The organism is Pontibacillus yanchengensis Y32 (assembly GCF_000770635.1).
GTDB classification, from domain to species: domain Bacteria; phylum Bacillota; class Bacilli; order Bacillales; family BH030062; genus Pontibacillus; species Pontibacillus yanchengensis.
Genome location: NZ_AVBF01000044.1, coordinates 1 through 15,812 on the forward strand (window position 1 = coordinate 1; position 15,812 = coordinate 15,812).

Genomic DNA, 15,812 nt, shown 5'->3' on the forward strand with positions numbered 1-15,812 from the left:
ACGACATCAGCTTGGAAGGCTGAGGTTTTACCACTAAACTACACCCGCATATTAAGATTTTCGCTGGTCGGGAAGACAGGATTCGAACCTGCGACCCCATGGTCCCAAACCATGTGCTCTACCAAGCTGAGCTACTTCCCGTATAAATGGTGCGCCCGAGAGGAGTCGAACCCCTAACCTTCTGATCCGTAGTCAGACGCTCTATCCAATTGAGCTACGGGCGCTTGTTAAAGCGACATATTTCATAATACCATTTTACTGTTAGCTTTGCAATGGTTTTTTTAATTTTTTCTGTAACTTCGTTATGGTGCGGTCGAGAGGACTTGAACCTCCACGGGGTAAACCCCCACTAGGCCCTCAACCTAGCGCGTCTGCCATTCCGCCACGACCGCTCAATATCAAAATTGAGCAAAATAAAATGCCGTGTAAGTCACAGCAATAATCCCACAGCATAAAAGCGTTACTTTTAAAATGGTGCGGGTGGAGGGACTTGAACCCCCACGTCAAGAGACACTAGATCCTAAGTCTAGCGCGTCTGCCAATTCCGCCACACCCGCAAAGTGTGATTATAGTGGTGAGCCATGGAGGATTCGAACCTCCGACCCTCTGATTAAAAGTCAGATGCTCTACCAACTGAGCTAATGGCTCTTCTTGGCTGGGCCAGCTGGATTCGAACCAGCGCATCACGGTACCAAAAACCGATGCCTTACCGCTTGGCTATGGCCCAACAATGGCGGTCCGGACGGGACTCGAACCCGCGACCTCCTGCGTGACAGGCAGGCATTCTAACCAACTGAACTACCGGACCTTTTTTCAAGAAAAGGATATTAAGTAAAGTGACCCGTACGGGATTCGAACCCGTGTTACTGCCGTGAAAGGGCAGTGTCTTAACCACTTGACCAACGGGCCAAAATAAAAATGGCGGAGAAGGAGGGATTTGAACCCTCGCGCCGCTTACGCGACCTACACCCTTAGCAGGGGCGCCTCTTCAGCCACTTGAGTACTTCTCCATTGGCTCCAACGGCAGGATTCGAACCTGCGACCGATCGGTTAACAGCCGATAGCTCTACCACTGAGCTACGTTGGAATATGTTTAAATGTTTTATAAATACAATGAAAATACCTTTTTATTTCATCTCCAAATCAAGGAGCGACATTTTCTAATGTTAGCAGAAAACAACTAGCAATGCAAGTGCTTTTTCAACTTTTTTTGAAGTTGTTATTTGAAGCTATTTTTCCGTTCGCATTAACTTGCGACGTTAAATATCTTATAACAGCAATTGCTGAATGTCAAATGATTTTCATTAAAAAAATCATTTCGTTTTCGTATTAACTTCGCCGTTTTTTTTGACGGCTATAATAATTTAACACGGTAGCAGCACCCAGTCAATATATTATTATACCTTTTTTAACTTACCTTTACATTTTCCACACCTAAACTTCTGTGTATTCACTCTTCGCTGCCTTTTAAAAACCGTTCCACAACTTTCACAACGGTATTCATGGAAGTCCCTCGTTTGTTTTGAAGGTAAAGGTGTGCAAAACCTCGGGGAATTTGTTTTCTTTAGTAATGCTCGGAACGATGGATCTCGATGCTGATACCCTTTCCCTTCAATATGTAAGTGGTAATGGCAAAGCTCATGTTTGATAATGCCTTCAAACTCTTTCTCGCCTAACTCCTTTAAATACTTAGGATTTAATTCTATCCTTCTTACCCTCGGAAGATACCTCCCTCCTGTTGTTCTCAATCGATTATTCATGACCACTTCATCTATGAAGGGCTTATCAAACCATTCTTTCGATACCCGATCTACCCACTGGTGTAATCTATCCGCTTCCATTTTCACACATCCTTAATCACGTATAGGCATTTGTTTACATATCTTAAATTAACTCGAACTATTATTTATTTCAAGAAAACTTGCTGAATGGCAATCCTCGAATGCAAGAACAAAAGCGCAAGCGCCCGGGTAGCGACGTACACGCTGCGGCCCACACGACGTGGGTTGGTTCGATGTTGCTGCACGATGCAGCGATCTTAATCGAACTTCCTCTAAGCATTTTGAGATAAAGGAAACACGAAGAGCGTAAGCGATTCGATGTTGACTTATCGTAAGGAGGTGCAGGAAGTTTGCTAGTCGCTGGACGCTGGAACTGGACGTGGCCACTTCACTTTCTCAAAGTTGTCCACAACTTCTAGCCGTTTATAATTTCCTAGATAACAAGGCTTCTAACTGCACGTACACTTTCTTCCTTGCTATATTTTCATATTATAAAAGTGCATGGAAAGGTGGATACATCATGCCTAACTGGTTACAAAGTCAATTAATGAAGGCTTACTATAAAAAAGATAAATACCAAATCAAAGTCTTAAATCAATGCTGGTATTTTTATAGAAAAAAACACTGCTCGTAAGCAGTGCTCTTTTCTATTTATTCAGATGGATTTAACATCGATAGCGCTATGCGTCCTTTGTGAACATCCACTTCCTCTACCCAAACCGTTACAACGTCTCCTACCGCAACGACATCGAGAGGGTGTTTGATAAACCGTTTAGCCAGTTTTGATATATGGACTAGGCCATCCTGTTTCACACCAATATCTACAAACACACCAAAGTCAACTACGTTCCGAACTGTCCCTTGGAGTTCCATTCCTTGTTTTAAATCCTCCATCGACAATACGTCTTTCTTGAGTAATGGCTTAGGAAGATCATCCCTTGGATCTCGACCAGGCTGCACTAATGATTTAATAATATCCTGTAATGTAGGTACTCCTAAATCTAATTGTTCAGCCGTCTGATGTACATCTAAATGTTTCAGTTCTTGCTCCAGTTGATCTGATCCTAAATCATCTGTTGAACATCCCACCATCTTTAACAATTGTTTCGTCGCTTGATAGCTCTCTGGATGAATTGGTGTACGATCTAAAGGCTCTTCACCATCAGGGATACGTAAGAAACCAATACTTTGTTCATATGTTTTGGCACCTAGACGAGGAATCTTTTTGAGCTGTTTACGATTAGTGAATTTACCATTTTCTTCTCTGGCTTTTACAACATTTGTTGCCACAGCCTTACTAAGTCCTGAAACGTATTGCAATAGTGATGGTGAAGCTGTATTGGCATTAACACCGACTTGGTTTACCACTGTCTCTACGACAAACGTTAATGAGTCATTTAATTTCTTTTGACTAACATCGTGTTGATACTGACCCACTCCAATTGATTTAGGATCAATTTTTACTAGCTCGGCTAGCGGGTCTTGGACACGTCTTGCAATAGATATCGCACTTCTTTCCTCCACCTGTAAGTCAGGGAACTCTTCTCGAGCCAATGGGGAAGCTGAATATACACTCGCCCCTGCTTCATTCACGATCATGTAGGCGATATCCAGGTTATGCTTTTGGATCATATCCGCTACAAATTGTTCTGTTTCCCTTGAGGCCGTACCATTCCCTATGGCGATAAGCTGAATTGGGTGTTGCTTAATCAAACCTAAGATAGTGTTCTCTGCTCCTGCTTTATCATTTTTTGGAGGCGTAGGATACACGACTTTTATAGCATGAACTTTCCCTGTTTCATCTACCACCGTTAACTTACAACCTGTACGATAGGCCGGATCTACTCCAAGGACCATCTTTCCTTTTAAAGGTGGTTGAAGCAACAGGTTTTTCACGTTTTGAGAAAAGACATCGATAGCTTTTTCTTCAGCTACTTCAGATAGGGAGTTACGAATTTCTCTTTCGATAGAAGGCTGAATCAAGCGTTTATAGGCATCTTCAATAGCTTCTACAAATAACTGTCTCTGCCTGGAGTCACCCTCTTTGACTACTTTCTTTTGTAGGTAGTCTAATATAAGCTCCGTTGGTGGCAAAACATTTACTTTTAAAATACCTTCTTTTTCACCGCGATTGACTGCTAAAACACGATGGGAAGCAATCGCACGAATGGGTTCTTGATAATCATAATACATCTCAAAAACGCCTTTTTCGTCTTTCTCCTGGTCTTTTGCTTTTGCTTCCGTTTTAATACTGCCATTTTCAAAGGTCTTCTTTCGAATATATTCACGATAAGATGGCTCATCTGAGACCCATTCTGCCAAAATATCATTCACGCCTTGCAAGACATCTTCTACAGTATGTAGTTCTTGTTCTTCCGACACATAGGTAGCAGCTTCTTTTTCAAGATCTATGTTCTCATGCTTCCATAAAGAAAGAGCAAGTGGCTCTAAACCTTTTTCTTTTGCTACAGTTGCTCTTGTTCTTCGTTTTTGTTTATATGGTCGATAAAGGTCCTCTACCTTCTGAAGTTGCTGAGCTTGAAGGATATTCTGCTTTAACTCCTCTGTCAGCTTCCCTTGCTCTTCAATTAAACGAAGGACCTCTTCTTTTCGATTAGAAAGATTTAATCCGTACTCCCATTTTTCTTGGATGGTATGAATTTGAACTTCATCTAACCCACCTGTTTGTTCTTTTCGATACCGGGCGATAAAAGGGACAGTATTCCCTTCATTTAATAATGAGATGACTTGCTCAATGAGTGAAGATTTTATTTCTGTTTCTTTTGTAACCCATTGAATAATCTGTGTGTGATCACTACTCAACGCACTTCCTCCTATTCCATTGTATCTCGATTCTTTTTATAACTTCTTTAAAGTATATCAAAACTGCTTCCAAACTTCATGCTGACACACATAAACTTCTATTAACACAACAAGAGCATGGCAAGCCATCTTCGCCATACATATAGGGTTTAGCTGTCACTGCCTCTTATTAGGATTAAAGGATAGTTTGATTGCTTCTAAAGGGCCAAAGGATTGCTTATACCCCTTTCCTATCAACTGTTATAATGACTCCCCCCCCACCATGCTCTATCTTCCTCGGATTCGTTATCCCACATACCGATGGGCGGAGGAAATGGCGGAAGAAGGGACAATGCGAGACCCCGCAGAGAGGCGTAGCCGAACGAGGAGGCTTGCATTGTCCTCCACGGAAAGCGAACCATTTCACCGCAGTTATTATCACAAACAAATTTCAAACAAAAAACCTTGCCCCTTTTGAAAAAGGTAGCAAGGCCTAATCTCCATTATATTTAATAGCGATAAACGTCGTGTCATCATCGTTCACTTTAGCTTGCTGTTGTTTAAAGGATTCCATAATGTAATTGAGGTTTTGAGAGACAAATGTTTTAGAAGAAAGGGTACGCTCGTTTACTCCATCTGAAAACATGAAGAATAAGGAGTTGGGGGTTAGTTCATCTTGCGTAACCCGGTAAGGACGAGGATATCCAGAAAGGTATCCTGCGGAAGGGATGTTACGTTTTTTCTTTCCGTCTGAAGACATCATAATAATTCCTATATTACCAATTGAAGTAAAGGAGTACCACTTCTCTGCAAAATTGATACGGAGAATTCCTAGCACGGCTCCCCTTTTATCACTAAGTGCTTCGTTGCACTTTTGGATAATGGTATCAATAGGGTTATCCTTATGATGCTGAATGACGTCCATTACAGCCTGAGAGCTTTCCAAAGCATATTCTCCACTCCCCAAACCATCTGCTAAAGCACAAATAAACTCTTCTTCTGTTTCTTGGTAAAAGTAGCTATCACCGCAATAATAGTTACCTTTTTTAGGCTCCTGATGAACGGTGACCTCTACTTTATTTTCATTACTCAATAGTATGCCTCCGCATTGTCACCCTGTAGGGCTTCGCGTAATTTACGTAATGCACGGCGCTGGAGACGTGAAACATGCATCTGGGAAATACCTAACTGTTCACCTGTATCTTTCTGGCTCATATTTTCAAAATATGTGCATTTCAGTATTTCTTGCTCTCTCTCAGAAAGAATAGGTAGGACTTTCTCTAGAAGCATTTGTTGATCAATTTGATCATACCCTTTGTCTTGATTACCGATTAAATCAAGAATTGTTACGGTACTACCATCTGAATCTGCTTCGATTTTTCGGTCAACGGATAAAGCTTTATAACTTTTGCCCATCTCCATTGTTTCTAATACATCTTCCTCTGAAACATCAAGGTAATCCGCTATTTCAACAACAGAGGGAGAACGTTGCATCTCAGTAGTTAAGTCTTCGTTGGCCTTTTTAATCTTTGGACCTAATTCCTTTATTCGACGAGGAACGTGTACACTCCAAGTTTTATCACGAATAAAGCGCTTAATTTCACCAATAATGGTTGGAATAGCAAAAGATTCAAATGACTTACCATAAGATGGGTCATATCGGCGAATAGCTGCCAATAATCCTAGCATACCAACTTGTACAAGGTCTTCGTGTATAGAACTGTTTTTAGAATACTTTTTTGCTATAGACTGGACGAGGTCTTCATACTGGAGTACAATCTTTTCTTGCACTTCTTCATCTTCAGGGTGTTCCTGGAGATGTTTTATCCATTCATAAACCTCACCATCACGTCTATTGTGTGGTTGAGATTTGGTCGCCATTGAGCCCCACCTCATTTTCATGGAGATATTTCGTCATAAGTACGATTACGCCATATTTATTATTGATTTCAACTTTATCCATCAGGGCATCGATTAAAAAGAGTCCAAACCCACCTTCCCTCAACTCTTCGATAGAGTCATCTTCTTTGTATGGGCCAATATCTTCTTTAACCTTATTCAAGTCAAAACTTCCACCATGGTCTGCAACCATAACTTCCAGGCGATCTTCATATACGCCGAAACCAATTGTGATTTCTCCTTCACCTGTTTCGTTATAAGCATGCTTCACACCATTCGTAATCGCTTCTGAAATAGAAACCTTTAAATCTTCAATATCGTCATAAGAAAAACCCATGCGGTTAGCGATTCCAGAGATGCTAAGGCGAACCACTCCTACATATTCTGGTTTTGCCGGTACTTTTACTTCAACAAAATCAAATGTCTCCGTCATTACATTCCACCTCGTACTGTTGAATCCGTTTCAATATCAATGACCTCTGTTAAGCCTGTAATTTTGAATAGACGATATACACGCTCTTGTAGTTGAATTAATTTAAGGTTTCCACCATATTCTTTTGTGGATTTTAGTGCACTGATAAATACACCTAAACCAGTACTGTCCATGTACGTAACCTGCTGTAAATCCACTACAACTGTAGCCTCAGCATCTTGCGTTAGCGGAAGTATCGTTTCTTTTAATTTAGGCGCTGTATAAGCATCAATTTCACCGGAAAGTGAAACGTATTTGTTATTCCCTTCGTGATCAACATCAATGTTTAAGTTCATTAGGAACAGAACCTCCTACTCTCTAAATAGTGTATTCCACATGTTAGATTTACCCTTTTTGAAATTCGATTAAACTTCTCTTCGTAAAATAATCATTGTAAAGTCATCACGTAATTGAAAGTCCTGTAACCTCTCAAAATGACGGTAAACTTGTTCCGTAATTTCTTGCGCGGATAAGTGTTTGTATTGGTGAATCACATCTGAGATTTCATCTCGCTCAATAAAACGATCTCCTGTTCTACATTCTGTTACGCCATCTGTTAACAGAACGACCATATCACCTACATCCAGATGCTGAGTGTATTGTTCATATTTCACACTACGATCGACACCTAAAACAAGCCCTTCCGCTTCAATATCGTGGAAGGAATCATTTTTGGCGGAGTAATAAAACCCAGGTTCATGACCAGCTGAAGAGTAGTTAAATTCATGCGTATCAGGATCATACAAACCATAAAACATTGTCACGAACATACTTGGATCCACGTTACGCTCAACCACACGATTCATACCTTCTAATATAACACTCGGTTCCATTCGACTATCCGGAAAACTATCCATGGAGTATTTGATCATCGACATACATAACGCAGCCGGTACTCCCTTTCCAATAACATCAGCTACCGCAATCCCAAGTGAACCCTCTTGGTCTTTAACAAAGTGGTAGTAATCCCCATTCATTTGTTTAGCAGGAGTACTAATGGCCCCTACGTCTAGTTCACTCATCTCAGGCTTTGTAGTTGAAAGTAGTGTCTGTTGCATATTAGCAGCTACAGAAATTTCAGATTGGAGCTCTAATTGTTTTTCACGCAAAGCCTGATATTCTTGATAAGCTAATCCGTAAGAAATCATCGTTTCCAGTAAAAAATTCAAGGAACTTTGAATATTTGAAGGAATATCAGGGTACAACTCCAATAAGGCTTCAATATGAACATTAATAATCTCGTCTGGTGTTATATTTTGTTGGATCGAATGTTTACTGAATTGCTCTGCACGATAAAGAGCTTGTTCATTTTGTGTCTCAATATACTGTTTCAATAAGTCTTTATAGCTTTCCAAATCAAGCTTCAAGGTACTCATCCATTTGTTCCCCCTCTTAACGGAGCCATTTAACTACGTTTACTTCAGTCCCTTCCCCCTGCCTTGATATTACATCAAATTCATCCATTAAACGCTTCACACCCGGAAGTCCTGCTCCAAGACCACCTGATGTTGAGAAACCATCTTCCATTACTTGCGTTACATCGCGAATTCCTGGACCTTCATCAATCGCAATAATACGCAATCCTTTTTCATTTAGATTTTCTATTGTTTCAAAACAGACTTTACCAGTTCCAGCATACAAATATATATTTCTGGCCAATTCAGAAATGGCTGTAGCAATTCGAGCTTGGTCTACTGTACCAAACCCAATCTTCTTTGAGATATCTCGCCCTAACTGTCGAGCACCTACAATGTCCCATTCCTTTTTAATATTCACACAGGATTGAAAGTCCATGCACTAGTCCTCCAATTCCTGACGAAGTTTAATCAACCCTTGTTCTAAGTCTAGTGCCGTTGGTACATCCTGAAGGTGAATGCCAAGGTCAATTAACGTCATGGCCACTGCTGGCTGTATGCCGGTTAGGACTACTTTTGCACCCATTAAGTCTGACATGGATACAACATCCCCTAATACTTTTGCAATAAAGGAATCAATGATATCTACGGAGGTTAAGTCGATAACCACACCTGTAGCTCCACTCTCGTGGATTTTATTTAATAAATCTTCTTGAAATTGTATTGCTGTTTGATCATCAAGATCTATTTGTATAGAAATCAAGAGGTAATTGTGAAGTTTTAAAATTGGTACTCTCATTTCGTTCACTCCCCATCTAAAGAGTCGATAAGCTCTTCTATGTCTTTATGTTGACCTTCTAGTTCAACTATTTGTCGATTGGTAATTTCAAGCGCTGATTCGAACCCTTTTCTCAACGAACTCTTTGTCGGGAATTTGCTTAAGTCAATCCCTAAATTCACAATCGTTTGAGCAATTTCTGGTCTAATTCCTACGAGTATACAAGTAGAACCAATTAATCTTACTGCTTCAGCAGCTTGAATAATATGATGAGCTACCATGGTATCTACAACTGGAACACCAGTAATATCAATTAACACAACTTCAGAATGGTGTTTGATCACACCATCTAAGAGATTCTCCATTATTTGTTTTGCTCTTTCCGTATCAATTGTTCCAATTAAAGGCATGACCGTAATGTTTTCCATTACCGGAATCAAGGGAGCTGATAATTCTTGGAGGGCTACCTTTTGAAGAGAAACAATATTTTCCCAACTACCAGAATATTCGTTCACTAATTGGTTGATGATGGGGTCGACCCATTCATCTACTTTTGAGAGGATTTCAGAGAAGTAATCCGTATCTACTTTCGTTGACTGACTCAAAATATAATTAATCGTAACTCGGCGAAACGCCTGCATACCATCGGTAAGGTAGCTTAATGGCCATCCTAGGTTGATAAGACGTTCTGCAAAGCCTTCAATGTCATTTGTTAACCCTTTCTTTTCCAAGCTAGAGAAAATAACATTTACAAACTCCCGATTTGTACTTTCAAATAATTCGTCTGAAATAGTAGAAGTATAATCGTGTTTGCGGTTCTTCTCAATTTCTTCTAACCACATTCGAACTATATCATCACTATTGTTAAGAACAATTTCCTTTAAGTTTGTTTCCACGCGAGAATCCCCCCTGTTCATCTGATATATCGCACTATACCGTATCTATTGTCACACTTTCACTTATGTAACGTAAACCAACATGCGCTATATTTATAAAATAATATTATACTTACCACTCTATCACCAAGAGACAAAAACAGCCAATAAAAAACACAAAAATTACGTGATTATTACACTTTCCTAACAAAGGAAATTTTTGCCGTTCATTTTATTAGACCTTTTCTCAATTAATGAACCACCGCTCATTTTTTGTTAAGAGAAAATAAGCATTACTTATACCTCGGCGTTGGACCGGAACCAGACGTCTATGCCAGAAACCTATACTTTCTCCACCTATAAAGAAAACTTGCCTATTGGCAAGCCTTTGGTGTGAACAGAGGCGTAATTTGGCTTATACGTTCCTCCTGAAAAAGCTCTAACCTTCCGAAAGTGAAAAAAATAAAGCTACTCGCTTGTTGAGTAGCTTTATTTCTAAAAGTCAATGAGCCCCAGGCTGATTTGTAATGCTTCGTCAACTCTTCCCATCATCGTATCATCAAGGTGAGTGATCTTATCTGTCAGTCTTTGTTTATCGATTGTTCTGATTTGCTCTAGTAAGATAACAGAATCTCTTTCAAATCCGTACTTTTCTGCATCAATTTCGACATGTGTTGGTAATTTAGCTTTTTGTATTTGCGCTGTTATGGCCGCCACAATTACTGTGGGGCTAAAACGGTTACCGATATCATTTTGAAGGATCAAGACTGGGCGGACGCCCCCTTGCTCAGAACCTACGACCGGTGATAGATCGGCAAAGTAAACGTCGCCTCTTTTCACGATCAAACCCTTACACCCCGCTCACTAAGCGTTCACAGGTTGTTTCTGCCTCCTCTTCAGCTTGAAAAGCTTCTGAAGCAATGTTTAAGTTTATCTTCGCCATCTCCATATAACCTTGGCGCATTGTTTCTCTAATGTGGCGTTTCTTACGCTCACGCAAATACATTTTTGTCGCTTGATAAATAAAGTCGCTCCGATCACCATTTTCAAGTTGTACCATGCCATCTAGTTCATTTAATAAATGCTGTGGCAATTTAACTACGATTTCTTGTGAACTTTCGGACACAAAAATGCACCTCCACCATCAACTAAACACCAGTTAATCGATTTAATTCTAAACCCATCATACCACTCAAAAAGGGGGTTTGCAAAGGCTCTTAAAATATTTTGTTCCAAATTACGTTTTTTTCTGTCATTTTCAGGGTATCCCGCTCGAATTTTCGTTATTCAAGTTCTTCAATAGAAAGGGAGTTTTCTATTTCGATAATATTTTCATCTTTCACGTAAATTCTCGGCACTCGATAGCTAATAAGACATGGGATTTCATAGTTAATAGTATCGACATAGCTTGCAACTTCATCCATCTCAATTTCTTCAGATTTCTGTTTGCCAATCAACGTTACCTTAGTGCCTACTGGATAGTATTGATCTAGTTTAATCATAAACTGATCCATACATATTTTCCCGACAATCGGAACTCTTTTACCGTTAACTAAGACATCCATACCCTGTAGCTTTCGAATCCACCCATCTGCGTATCCTAAAGGAATTGTTCCAATCCATTCCTTCCCTTTAGTCGTATAGTCTGCTCCGTAGCTAATCGATTCTCCCTCTGGCATTTCTTTCACATGAATTAATTGACTATGCAGTGAAAAAGCAGGCTTTAACGGTATTGAATCTATGGCTTTCACATCTGATGAAGGAGATAATCCATACATCCCTATGCCAAAACGAACCATGTGATGCATTTGATCAGGAAATCTCATGCTAGCTGCACTATTTCCAGTATGAATTTGAACAGGTTCACTCCATAACCGTTGAAATTCCTCCAACAGCTCTTCAAAACGACCTTGTTGTTTTTCAAAGTAGCTTACATCTTCCTCATCAGCTGTAGCAAAATGAGTAAATACACCGTCAAGTTTCAACCTAGGGTCATTGAATGCTTGCAACACGTTATTCAATTCCTCTTTTGTGCGGATGCCTATCCTGCCCATTCCTGTATCCCATTTTATATGAAGGGAAATGGGTTCAGTAAACGACTGGCTCTTTACTTCTTCAAGCCAATCCACCTGAAAGACCGTCACACTAATATCGTGCTTGGCTGCGAGATGAACATCTTGAGGGCGTATCCACCCCATTACTAAAATTGGAGCGCTTATACCTTCTTCTCGTAGTTTCAGAGCTTCATCTAGTAAAGAAACTGCTAGTGCCTGAGCACCAGCTTCTAAGGCAGCTTGTGCTACTTGAACATCCCCGTGTCCATAAGCATTTGCTTTCACTACTGCATATATACCTGTTTGTTTGTTTAAGTTTTGTTGTAATCGCTGGATATTATCTTTGATCGAATCTAAACGAACTTCTACCCAGGAATCTCTATAATACGTTTCGATAGCCAACCAAGATCCCCTCTCCACTTCCATGCTCTATTTACTATTATTATTCATTTTGGTGAAAAGCATGTCAATAAAAATAAAGAAGGTAGCATTTCTTTTGTTTTAAACATTGGTAACTACTTAGATGGAATCCGTCTCCCTAACCGTGAGAAATCCCTTTTAACTAGATGGAATACATATAAAAAAATAAAAGCAGACTCACATTCTATGCCTGAGTCTGCTAGAGTTGTTCATGCTATTATTTAACTACAGTACCTTGTACGGATTGTGCGATGTGAATCATTTCTTCCTTCGTTAAATCTTTACTTGCCAAGGTAAAGTTCATGCCGGCATGTGACCATTCAAGCGTAGAATTGGACCATGCTCCCATCGTATAACCAAGGTTTACTGGTTCACCTTCAACCGTAACTGGAACAGATGCACTTGCAGGTAATGTTTCAAACGACTCTTGGATTAGCGTATAGGATTTATCACCCTTGAAGGTAAGAATCACACGCTTGCCATTGTTCGTGTCTACTTCCTTCTTCTCTTCTAGTTCAGCATTTCCAACTGTTGTTTCAGGGTATAATACTGTGAACGTAGCTTCTTGTTGGTTCGCCATGACTGGAACACCAAGCACTCCACTTGTCATATTCTTCTCTGTAGTAAATGCATCATCATTAAAGGTTGGATTTAGTTCAAAAGAAGTAAATTGAACTTCTACAACCGGTTTTCTGTCTTTGTCTAATACTTTCACCATGACTGGTGTTAATTCTTTTTTGTCAAAATAAATTTCTTGATAAGGAAGGTTTTTGCTGTTTTGATAGTTTGTCTTTGTTTCAAATACATAATATTCTTCTGTTGATTTGAATTTTGCATCAGAATCTTTCTTCACATCTGCCACAAGGGAACCGTAAAGATAAGGCTGACTGCTATTTTCTGGCCAATCACTTTGGAATTTAAAGCTTTTATTCAACGCAGGTGTCAATACGAAAACACCTTCTTCATTACGAAGAATGATTTGACTGCCTTGTTGATCTTTTTCGTTATTTAATAACACACGATAGTAATCTTTCTTCTTATGCCACACGTCTATATTATACTTTTGCGCTTCCTCACCCGTTTGCAAACTCATCGTTGCCTGTGCCTTATACCCTGTCATTTGCTCTAGCTTTTTATCTAATGACTTGACGACATCTTCCTTGGATTTTTCGCCACAGGCGGCTAATACAAGAATCAAGGATGCGACAATTAATAGCCACACTTTTCTTTTCATAATCACAACTCCTTTGTCTCATTTCAATGGACAAAGGGAACGCATTCACCACTACCTCAATAATGCACGATACGTTTGGGCTAGCCCTTCTATTAAGTCGCTAGCTAGTAAATCATATGTTGAATGCTGATGTTGAACTAATAAATCTGCCGTATAACCATGGATCCAAGTGCCATTACACAATGCTTCCTCAACAGTTTGGGATTGCATCACCATCGCCAAAAGAATACCCGCTAATACATCACCACTTCCACCCTTGGCCATCCCAGGGTTCCCTGTTACAGTAACCCATTGGTGTCCTTGTGGAGTTGTAATGATCGTAAAGGCACCTTTTAACACAACGTACACCTGAAATTCTTCTGCAAATGCTTTAGAATAAGCAAAAGGCTGATGGAGAAGCTCAGGTATGGATACATCTAAAAGAGTTGCCATCTCTCCAGGATGTGGTGTTAGTATAGTTGGGTTCTGGCGTGCTTTAAGACTAGAAAGATTTCCTTTAAGTGCATATAACCCATCAGCATCTATGAGCAGAGCCCCTTGAGTTTTTTCTAATGCTACTTGGATCATTCTTTCCGCTTCACTATGTCTGCCCATCCCCATTCCTATCGCGATTGCATCATAAGAAAAATCAACGCTGCCTATATCGCTTATATATCCACCTTCTGAAGGAAGAGTGGTATATGTTGCCTCCACAACAGTGGACGCCAGGGCCGTGATTGTTTCTTGAACAGTTGCCACAGTAAGTAATCCTGCGCCTGCTCGTAATGCAGCACGAGAAGTCATAGCGATAGAACCAGGCATAGCTACAGCACCACCAATTACTAACCCCTTACCATGCTTTCCCTTATGAGAAAAAGCGTCTCGTATCGGCAATGTGTTGCTCACATCTTGTTCGGCCCAAACTCTCTTTTGACTCTGCTGGGACTGAATCACAGTAGATGGCAGTCCTATATCAACTACCTCCCAACGGCCATAGTAAGCAGCTGTGTGCTCTAGAAAAGCAGACACTTTTGGATACTGAATGACTACAGTTCGATCCGCTTGTACAGCTTGATCAACTTTCACACCTTCATCAGCCGGAAGACCACTAGGGAGATCTACAGAAATAACCTCTCCTTCGAATTGATTTACGAAAGAAATGAGCTGATTATATGGAGATCGAATCGCACCTTTGACCCCGATTCCAAGCAACGCATCAATCAGAACATCCTTTTCCTTAAGAGAGTGTCCCAGGTTCTCTACATCCTCATACCTTGTGAATGTAAATCCGCTATTACGGAACACGTCACGATGATAGGCTGCATCTCCTTTGATTTCAGACGGAGAAGCACAAACAATCACCTCAACATCGTACCCTCTCTGCAAAAGGGTCCTGGCAATGACAAACCCATCGCCTCCATTATTCCCTTTACCAATCAAAACAGCTAATCGTTTTTGGTCTGATACAAAAAGCTCTATTTGATCGGCAACAGCTCTTCCTGCATTCTCCATTAATAGCTTTCCTTCAACACCAATACGTTCAATAGCGAATTGGTCCGTATCGTACATTTCTTGAGCGGTGACAAAATACAATCTCGTTCCCTCCTACCCGCACTAAAATATATGAGACAAACTTTGTGAATATGCAGACTAGCCTGACAAGCTTTTTTTAATCCTCCAAAATAACCTGGGCAATTGCGTGAGATTGACTATGTGAAATCGACACCCAAATGTTGAAATCACAACCTCGTACCTTCATGGTTGGAGCACCTTGTTCACTTTTTAAAATCGTTATATCTTGGAAGGAACATGTACTACCAATTCCTGTACCCATCGCTTTTCCAAAAGCTTCTTTCGCAGCAAAACGTCCAGCCACAAATTCTGCTCGTCTATATGTAGCACTTATGTTTTGGAATAACAACACTTCTTCTTCCGTTAATACTCTATTGATAAATCGTTTATTTTTTTCCATCGCAGTAAAGATTCGTTCCACTTCTACTAAATCGATTCCAATCCCTCTAATCATTTTATACCACCTTTTCACTGAAGCTAAGCACGTAAGATTTTGTGTGAATACATAGATTTGATAGGCTATTTATAACATGAATTTGGCCCATTCGTTGTATAATGATGATAACTGAAATTTACGATAAGGAGAACTCA

General features: G+C 40.1%; 17 protein-coding genes and 10 tRNA genes. 1 reads left to right on the forward strand and 26 read right to left on the reverse strand.

Annotated features, from left to right (window positions below; all coding sequences use genetic code 11):
* Positions 1–64: 64 nt before the first annotated feature.
* The 11 genes from N782_RS14405 to N782_RS14455 form a co-directional block, all read right to left on the reverse strand.
* Positions 65–141 (reverse strand) — tRNA-Pro (locus N782_RS14405).
* 6 nt (positions 142–147) lie between these two features.
* Positions 148–224 (reverse strand) — tRNA-Arg (locus tag N782_RS14410).
* An 81-nt stretch (positions 225–305) separates the two neighbouring features.
* Positions 306–392: transfer RNA gene (locus N782_RS14415), tRNA-Leu, on the reverse strand.
* Positions 393–472: 80 nt separating this feature from the next.
* Positions 473–557 (reverse strand) — tRNA-Leu (locus tag N782_RS14420).
* A gap of 15 nt (positions 558–572) precedes the next feature.
* Positions 573–648 (reverse strand) — tRNA-Lys (locus N782_RS14425).
* 4 nt (positions 649–652) lie between these two features.
* A tRNA-Gln gene (locus N782_RS14430) sits at positions 653–727 on the reverse strand.
* A gap of 4 nt (positions 728–731) precedes the next feature.
* A tRNA-Asp gene (locus tag N782_RS14435) sits at positions 732–808 on the reverse strand.
* A 29-nt stretch (positions 809–837) separates the two neighbouring features.
* Positions 838–909, reverse strand: a tRNA-Glu gene (locus tag N782_RS14440).
* A 10-nt stretch (positions 910–919) separates the two neighbouring features.
* Positions 920–1,010, reverse strand: a tRNA-Ser gene (locus N782_RS14445).
* A gap of 2 nt (positions 1,011–1,012) precedes the next feature.
* A tRNA-Asn gene (locus N782_RS14450) sits at positions 1,013–1,087 on the reverse strand.
* A 310-nt stretch (positions 1,088–1,397) separates the two neighbouring features.
* The gene (locus N782_RS14455) at positions 1,398–1,841 is read right to left on the reverse strand and encodes a SprT family protein (protein WP_036821559.1); all 444 of its coding nucleotides are present in this window, start codon (positions 1,839–1,841) and stop codon (positions 1,398–1,400) included.
* A 460-nt stretch (positions 1,842–2,301) separates the two neighbouring features.
* On the opposite strand from N782_RS14455, the gene cmpA reads away from it, so the two are divergent.
* On the forward strand, positions 2,302–2,415 hold the full coding sequence (gene cmpA, locus N782_RS21315; protein WP_152600782.1) for a cortex morphogenetic protein CmpA: 114 nt from the start codon (positions 2,302–2,304) through the stop codon (positions 2,413–2,415).
* Between the two features lie 17 nt (positions 2,416–2,432).
* Here cmpA and N782_RS14460 read toward each other — a convergent pair whose 3' ends face one another.
* The 15 genes from N782_RS14460 to acpS all read right to left on the reverse strand — a co-directional run bounded on the left by N782_RS14460 (position 2,433) and on the right by acpS (position 15,675).
* Positions 2,433–4,604, reverse strand: a complete 2,172-nt coding sequence (locus tag N782_RS14460; RefSeq protein WP_036821569.1) for a Tex family protein — start codon at positions 4,602–4,604, stop codon at positions 2,433–2,435.
* A 472-nt stretch (positions 4,605–5,076) separates the two neighbouring features.
* Complete coding sequence (locus tag N782_RS14470; RefSeq protein WP_084103108.1) at positions 5,077–5,676, reverse strand: SpoIIE family protein phosphatase; 600 nt, start codon at positions 5,674–5,676, stop codon at positions 5,077–5,079.
* A complete protein-coding gene (gene sigB / locus N782_RS14475) occupies positions 5,673–6,464 on the reverse strand; it encodes an RNA polymerase sigma factor SigB (RefSeq protein ID WP_036821573.1) in 792 nt (263 codons plus the stop codon). Before sigB ends, N782_RS14470 begins: the two co-directional genes overlap by 4 nt.
* Positions 6,436–6,915 (reverse strand): anti-sigma B factor RsbW, encoded by a 480-nt coding sequence (rsbW, locus tag N782_RS14480; protein ID WP_036821575.1) that lies wholly within the window; start codon positions 6,913–6,915, stop codon positions 6,436–6,438. The genes sigB and rsbW overlap by 29 nt, the downstream gene beginning before the upstream one ends.
* A complete protein-coding gene (locus N782_RS14485) occupies positions 6,915–7,250 on the reverse strand; it encodes an STAS domain-containing protein (RefSeq protein WP_036821578.1) in 336 nt (111 codons plus the stop codon). Before N782_RS14485 ends, rsbW begins: the two co-directional genes overlap by 1 nt.
* A 69-nt stretch (positions 7,251–7,319) precedes the next feature.
* Positions 7,320–8,330, reverse strand: a complete 1,011-nt coding sequence (locus N782_RS14490; RefSeq protein WP_036821580.1) for a PP2C family protein-serine/threonine phosphatase — start codon at positions 8,328–8,330, stop codon at positions 7,320–7,322.
* A 16-nt stretch (positions 8,331–8,346) separates the two neighbouring features.
* The gene (locus N782_RS14495) at positions 8,347–8,748 is read right to left on the reverse strand and encodes an anti-sigma regulatory factor (protein ID WP_036821586.1); all 402 of its coding nucleotides are present in this window, start codon (positions 8,746–8,748) and stop codon (positions 8,347–8,349) included.
* 3 nt (positions 8,749–8,751) lie between these two features.
* Complete coding sequence (locus N782_RS14500; protein ID WP_036821588.1) at positions 8,752–9,108, reverse strand: STAS domain-containing protein; 357 nt, start codon at positions 9,106–9,108, stop codon at positions 8,752–8,754.
* 5 nt (positions 9,109–9,113) lie between these two features.
* The gene (locus N782_RS14505) at positions 9,114–10,004 is read right to left on the reverse strand and encodes an RsbT co-antagonist protein RsbRA (RefSeq protein WP_202595701.1); all 891 of its coding nucleotides are present in this window, start codon (positions 10,002–10,004) and stop codon (positions 9,114–9,116) included.
* Positions 10,005–10,457: 453 nt separating this feature from the next.
* The gene (gene ndoA / locus N782_RS14510) at positions 10,458–10,808 is read right to left on the reverse strand and encodes a type II toxin-antitoxin system endoribonuclease NdoA (RefSeq protein WP_036821594.1); all 351 of its coding nucleotides are present in this window, start codon (positions 10,806–10,808) and stop codon (positions 10,458–10,460) included.
* Positions 10,809–10,812: 4 nt separating this feature from the next.
* A complete protein-coding gene (locus N782_RS14515; RefSeq protein ID WP_036821597.1) occupies positions 10,813–11,088 on the reverse strand; it encodes a CopG family ribbon-helix-helix protein in 276 nt (91 codons plus the stop codon).
* Positions 11,089–11,245: 157 nt separating this feature from the next.
* On the reverse strand, positions 11,246–12,418 hold the full coding sequence (gene alr / locus N782_RS14520; RefSeq protein ID WP_237582669.1) for an alanine racemase: 1,173 nt from the start codon (positions 12,416–12,418) through the stop codon (positions 11,246–11,248).
* 235 nt (positions 12,419–12,653) lie between these two features.
* Positions 12,654–13,670, reverse strand: coding sequence for a LolA family protein (locus N782_RS14525; RefSeq protein ID WP_036821603.1), 1,017 nt, complete (start codon positions 13,668–13,670; stop codon positions 12,654–12,656).
* A 51-nt stretch (positions 13,671–13,721) separates the two neighbouring features.
* Entirely contained in the window at positions 13,722–15,242 is a 1,521-nt protein-coding gene (locus N782_RS14530; RefSeq protein ID WP_036821605.1) for a bifunctional ADP-dependent NAD(P)H-hydrate dehydratase/NAD(P)H-hydrate epimerase, read from the reverse strand.
* 76 nt (positions 15,243–15,318) lie between these two features.
* Positions 15,319–15,675: a holo-ACP synthase gene (gene acpS, locus N782_RS14535; RefSeq protein ID WP_036821608.1), complete on the reverse strand. Its 357-nt coding sequence runs from the start codon at positions 15,673–15,675 to the stop codon at positions 15,319–15,321.
* Between the last annotated feature and the right edge of the window lie 137 nt (positions 15,676–15,812).

Bases quoted from the DNA above. Each gene is read 5' to 3' on its own strand.
- N782_RS14455 (WP_036821559.1), bottom strand. From the start codon at position 1,841: ATGGAAGCGGATAGATTACACCAGTGGGTAGATCGGGTATCGAAAGAA.
- cmpA (WP_152600782.1), top strand. From the start codon at position 2,302: ATGCCTAACTGGTTACAAAGTCAATTAATGAAGGCTTACTATAAAAAA.
- sigB (WP_036821573.1), bottom strand. From the start codon at position 6,464: ATGGCGACCAAATCTCAACCACACAATAGACGTGATGGTGAGGTTTAT.
- rsbW (WP_036821575.1), bottom strand. From the start codon at position 6,915: ATGACGGAGACATTTGATTTTGTTGAAGTAAAAGTACCGGCAAAACCA.
- N782_RS14485 (WP_036821578.1), bottom strand. From the start codon at position 7,250: ATGAACTTAAACATTGATGTTGATCACGAAGGGAATAACAAATACGTT.
- N782_RS14490 (WP_036821580.1), bottom strand. From the start codon at position 8,330: ATGAGTACCTTGAAGCTTGATTTGGAAAGCTATAAAGACTTATTGAAA.
- N782_RS14495 (WP_036821586.1), bottom strand. From the start codon at position 8,748: ATGGACTTTCAATCCTGTGTGAATATTAAAAAGGAATGGGACATTGTA.
- N782_RS14500 (WP_036821588.1), bottom strand. From the start codon at position 9,108: ATGAGAGTACCAATTTTAAAACTTCACAATTACCTCTTGATTTCTATA.
- N782_RS14505 (WP_202595701.1), bottom strand. From the start codon at position 10,004: ATGAACAGGGGGGATTCTCGCGTGGAAACAAACTTAAAGGAAATTGTT.
- N782_RS14525 (WP_036821603.1), bottom strand. From the start codon at position 13,670: ATGAAAAGAAAAGTGTGGCTATTAATTGTCGCATCCTTGATTCTTGTA.
- acpS (WP_036821608.1), bottom strand. From the start codon at position 15,675: ATGATTAGAGGGATTGGAATCGATTTAGTAGAAGTGGAACGAATCTTT.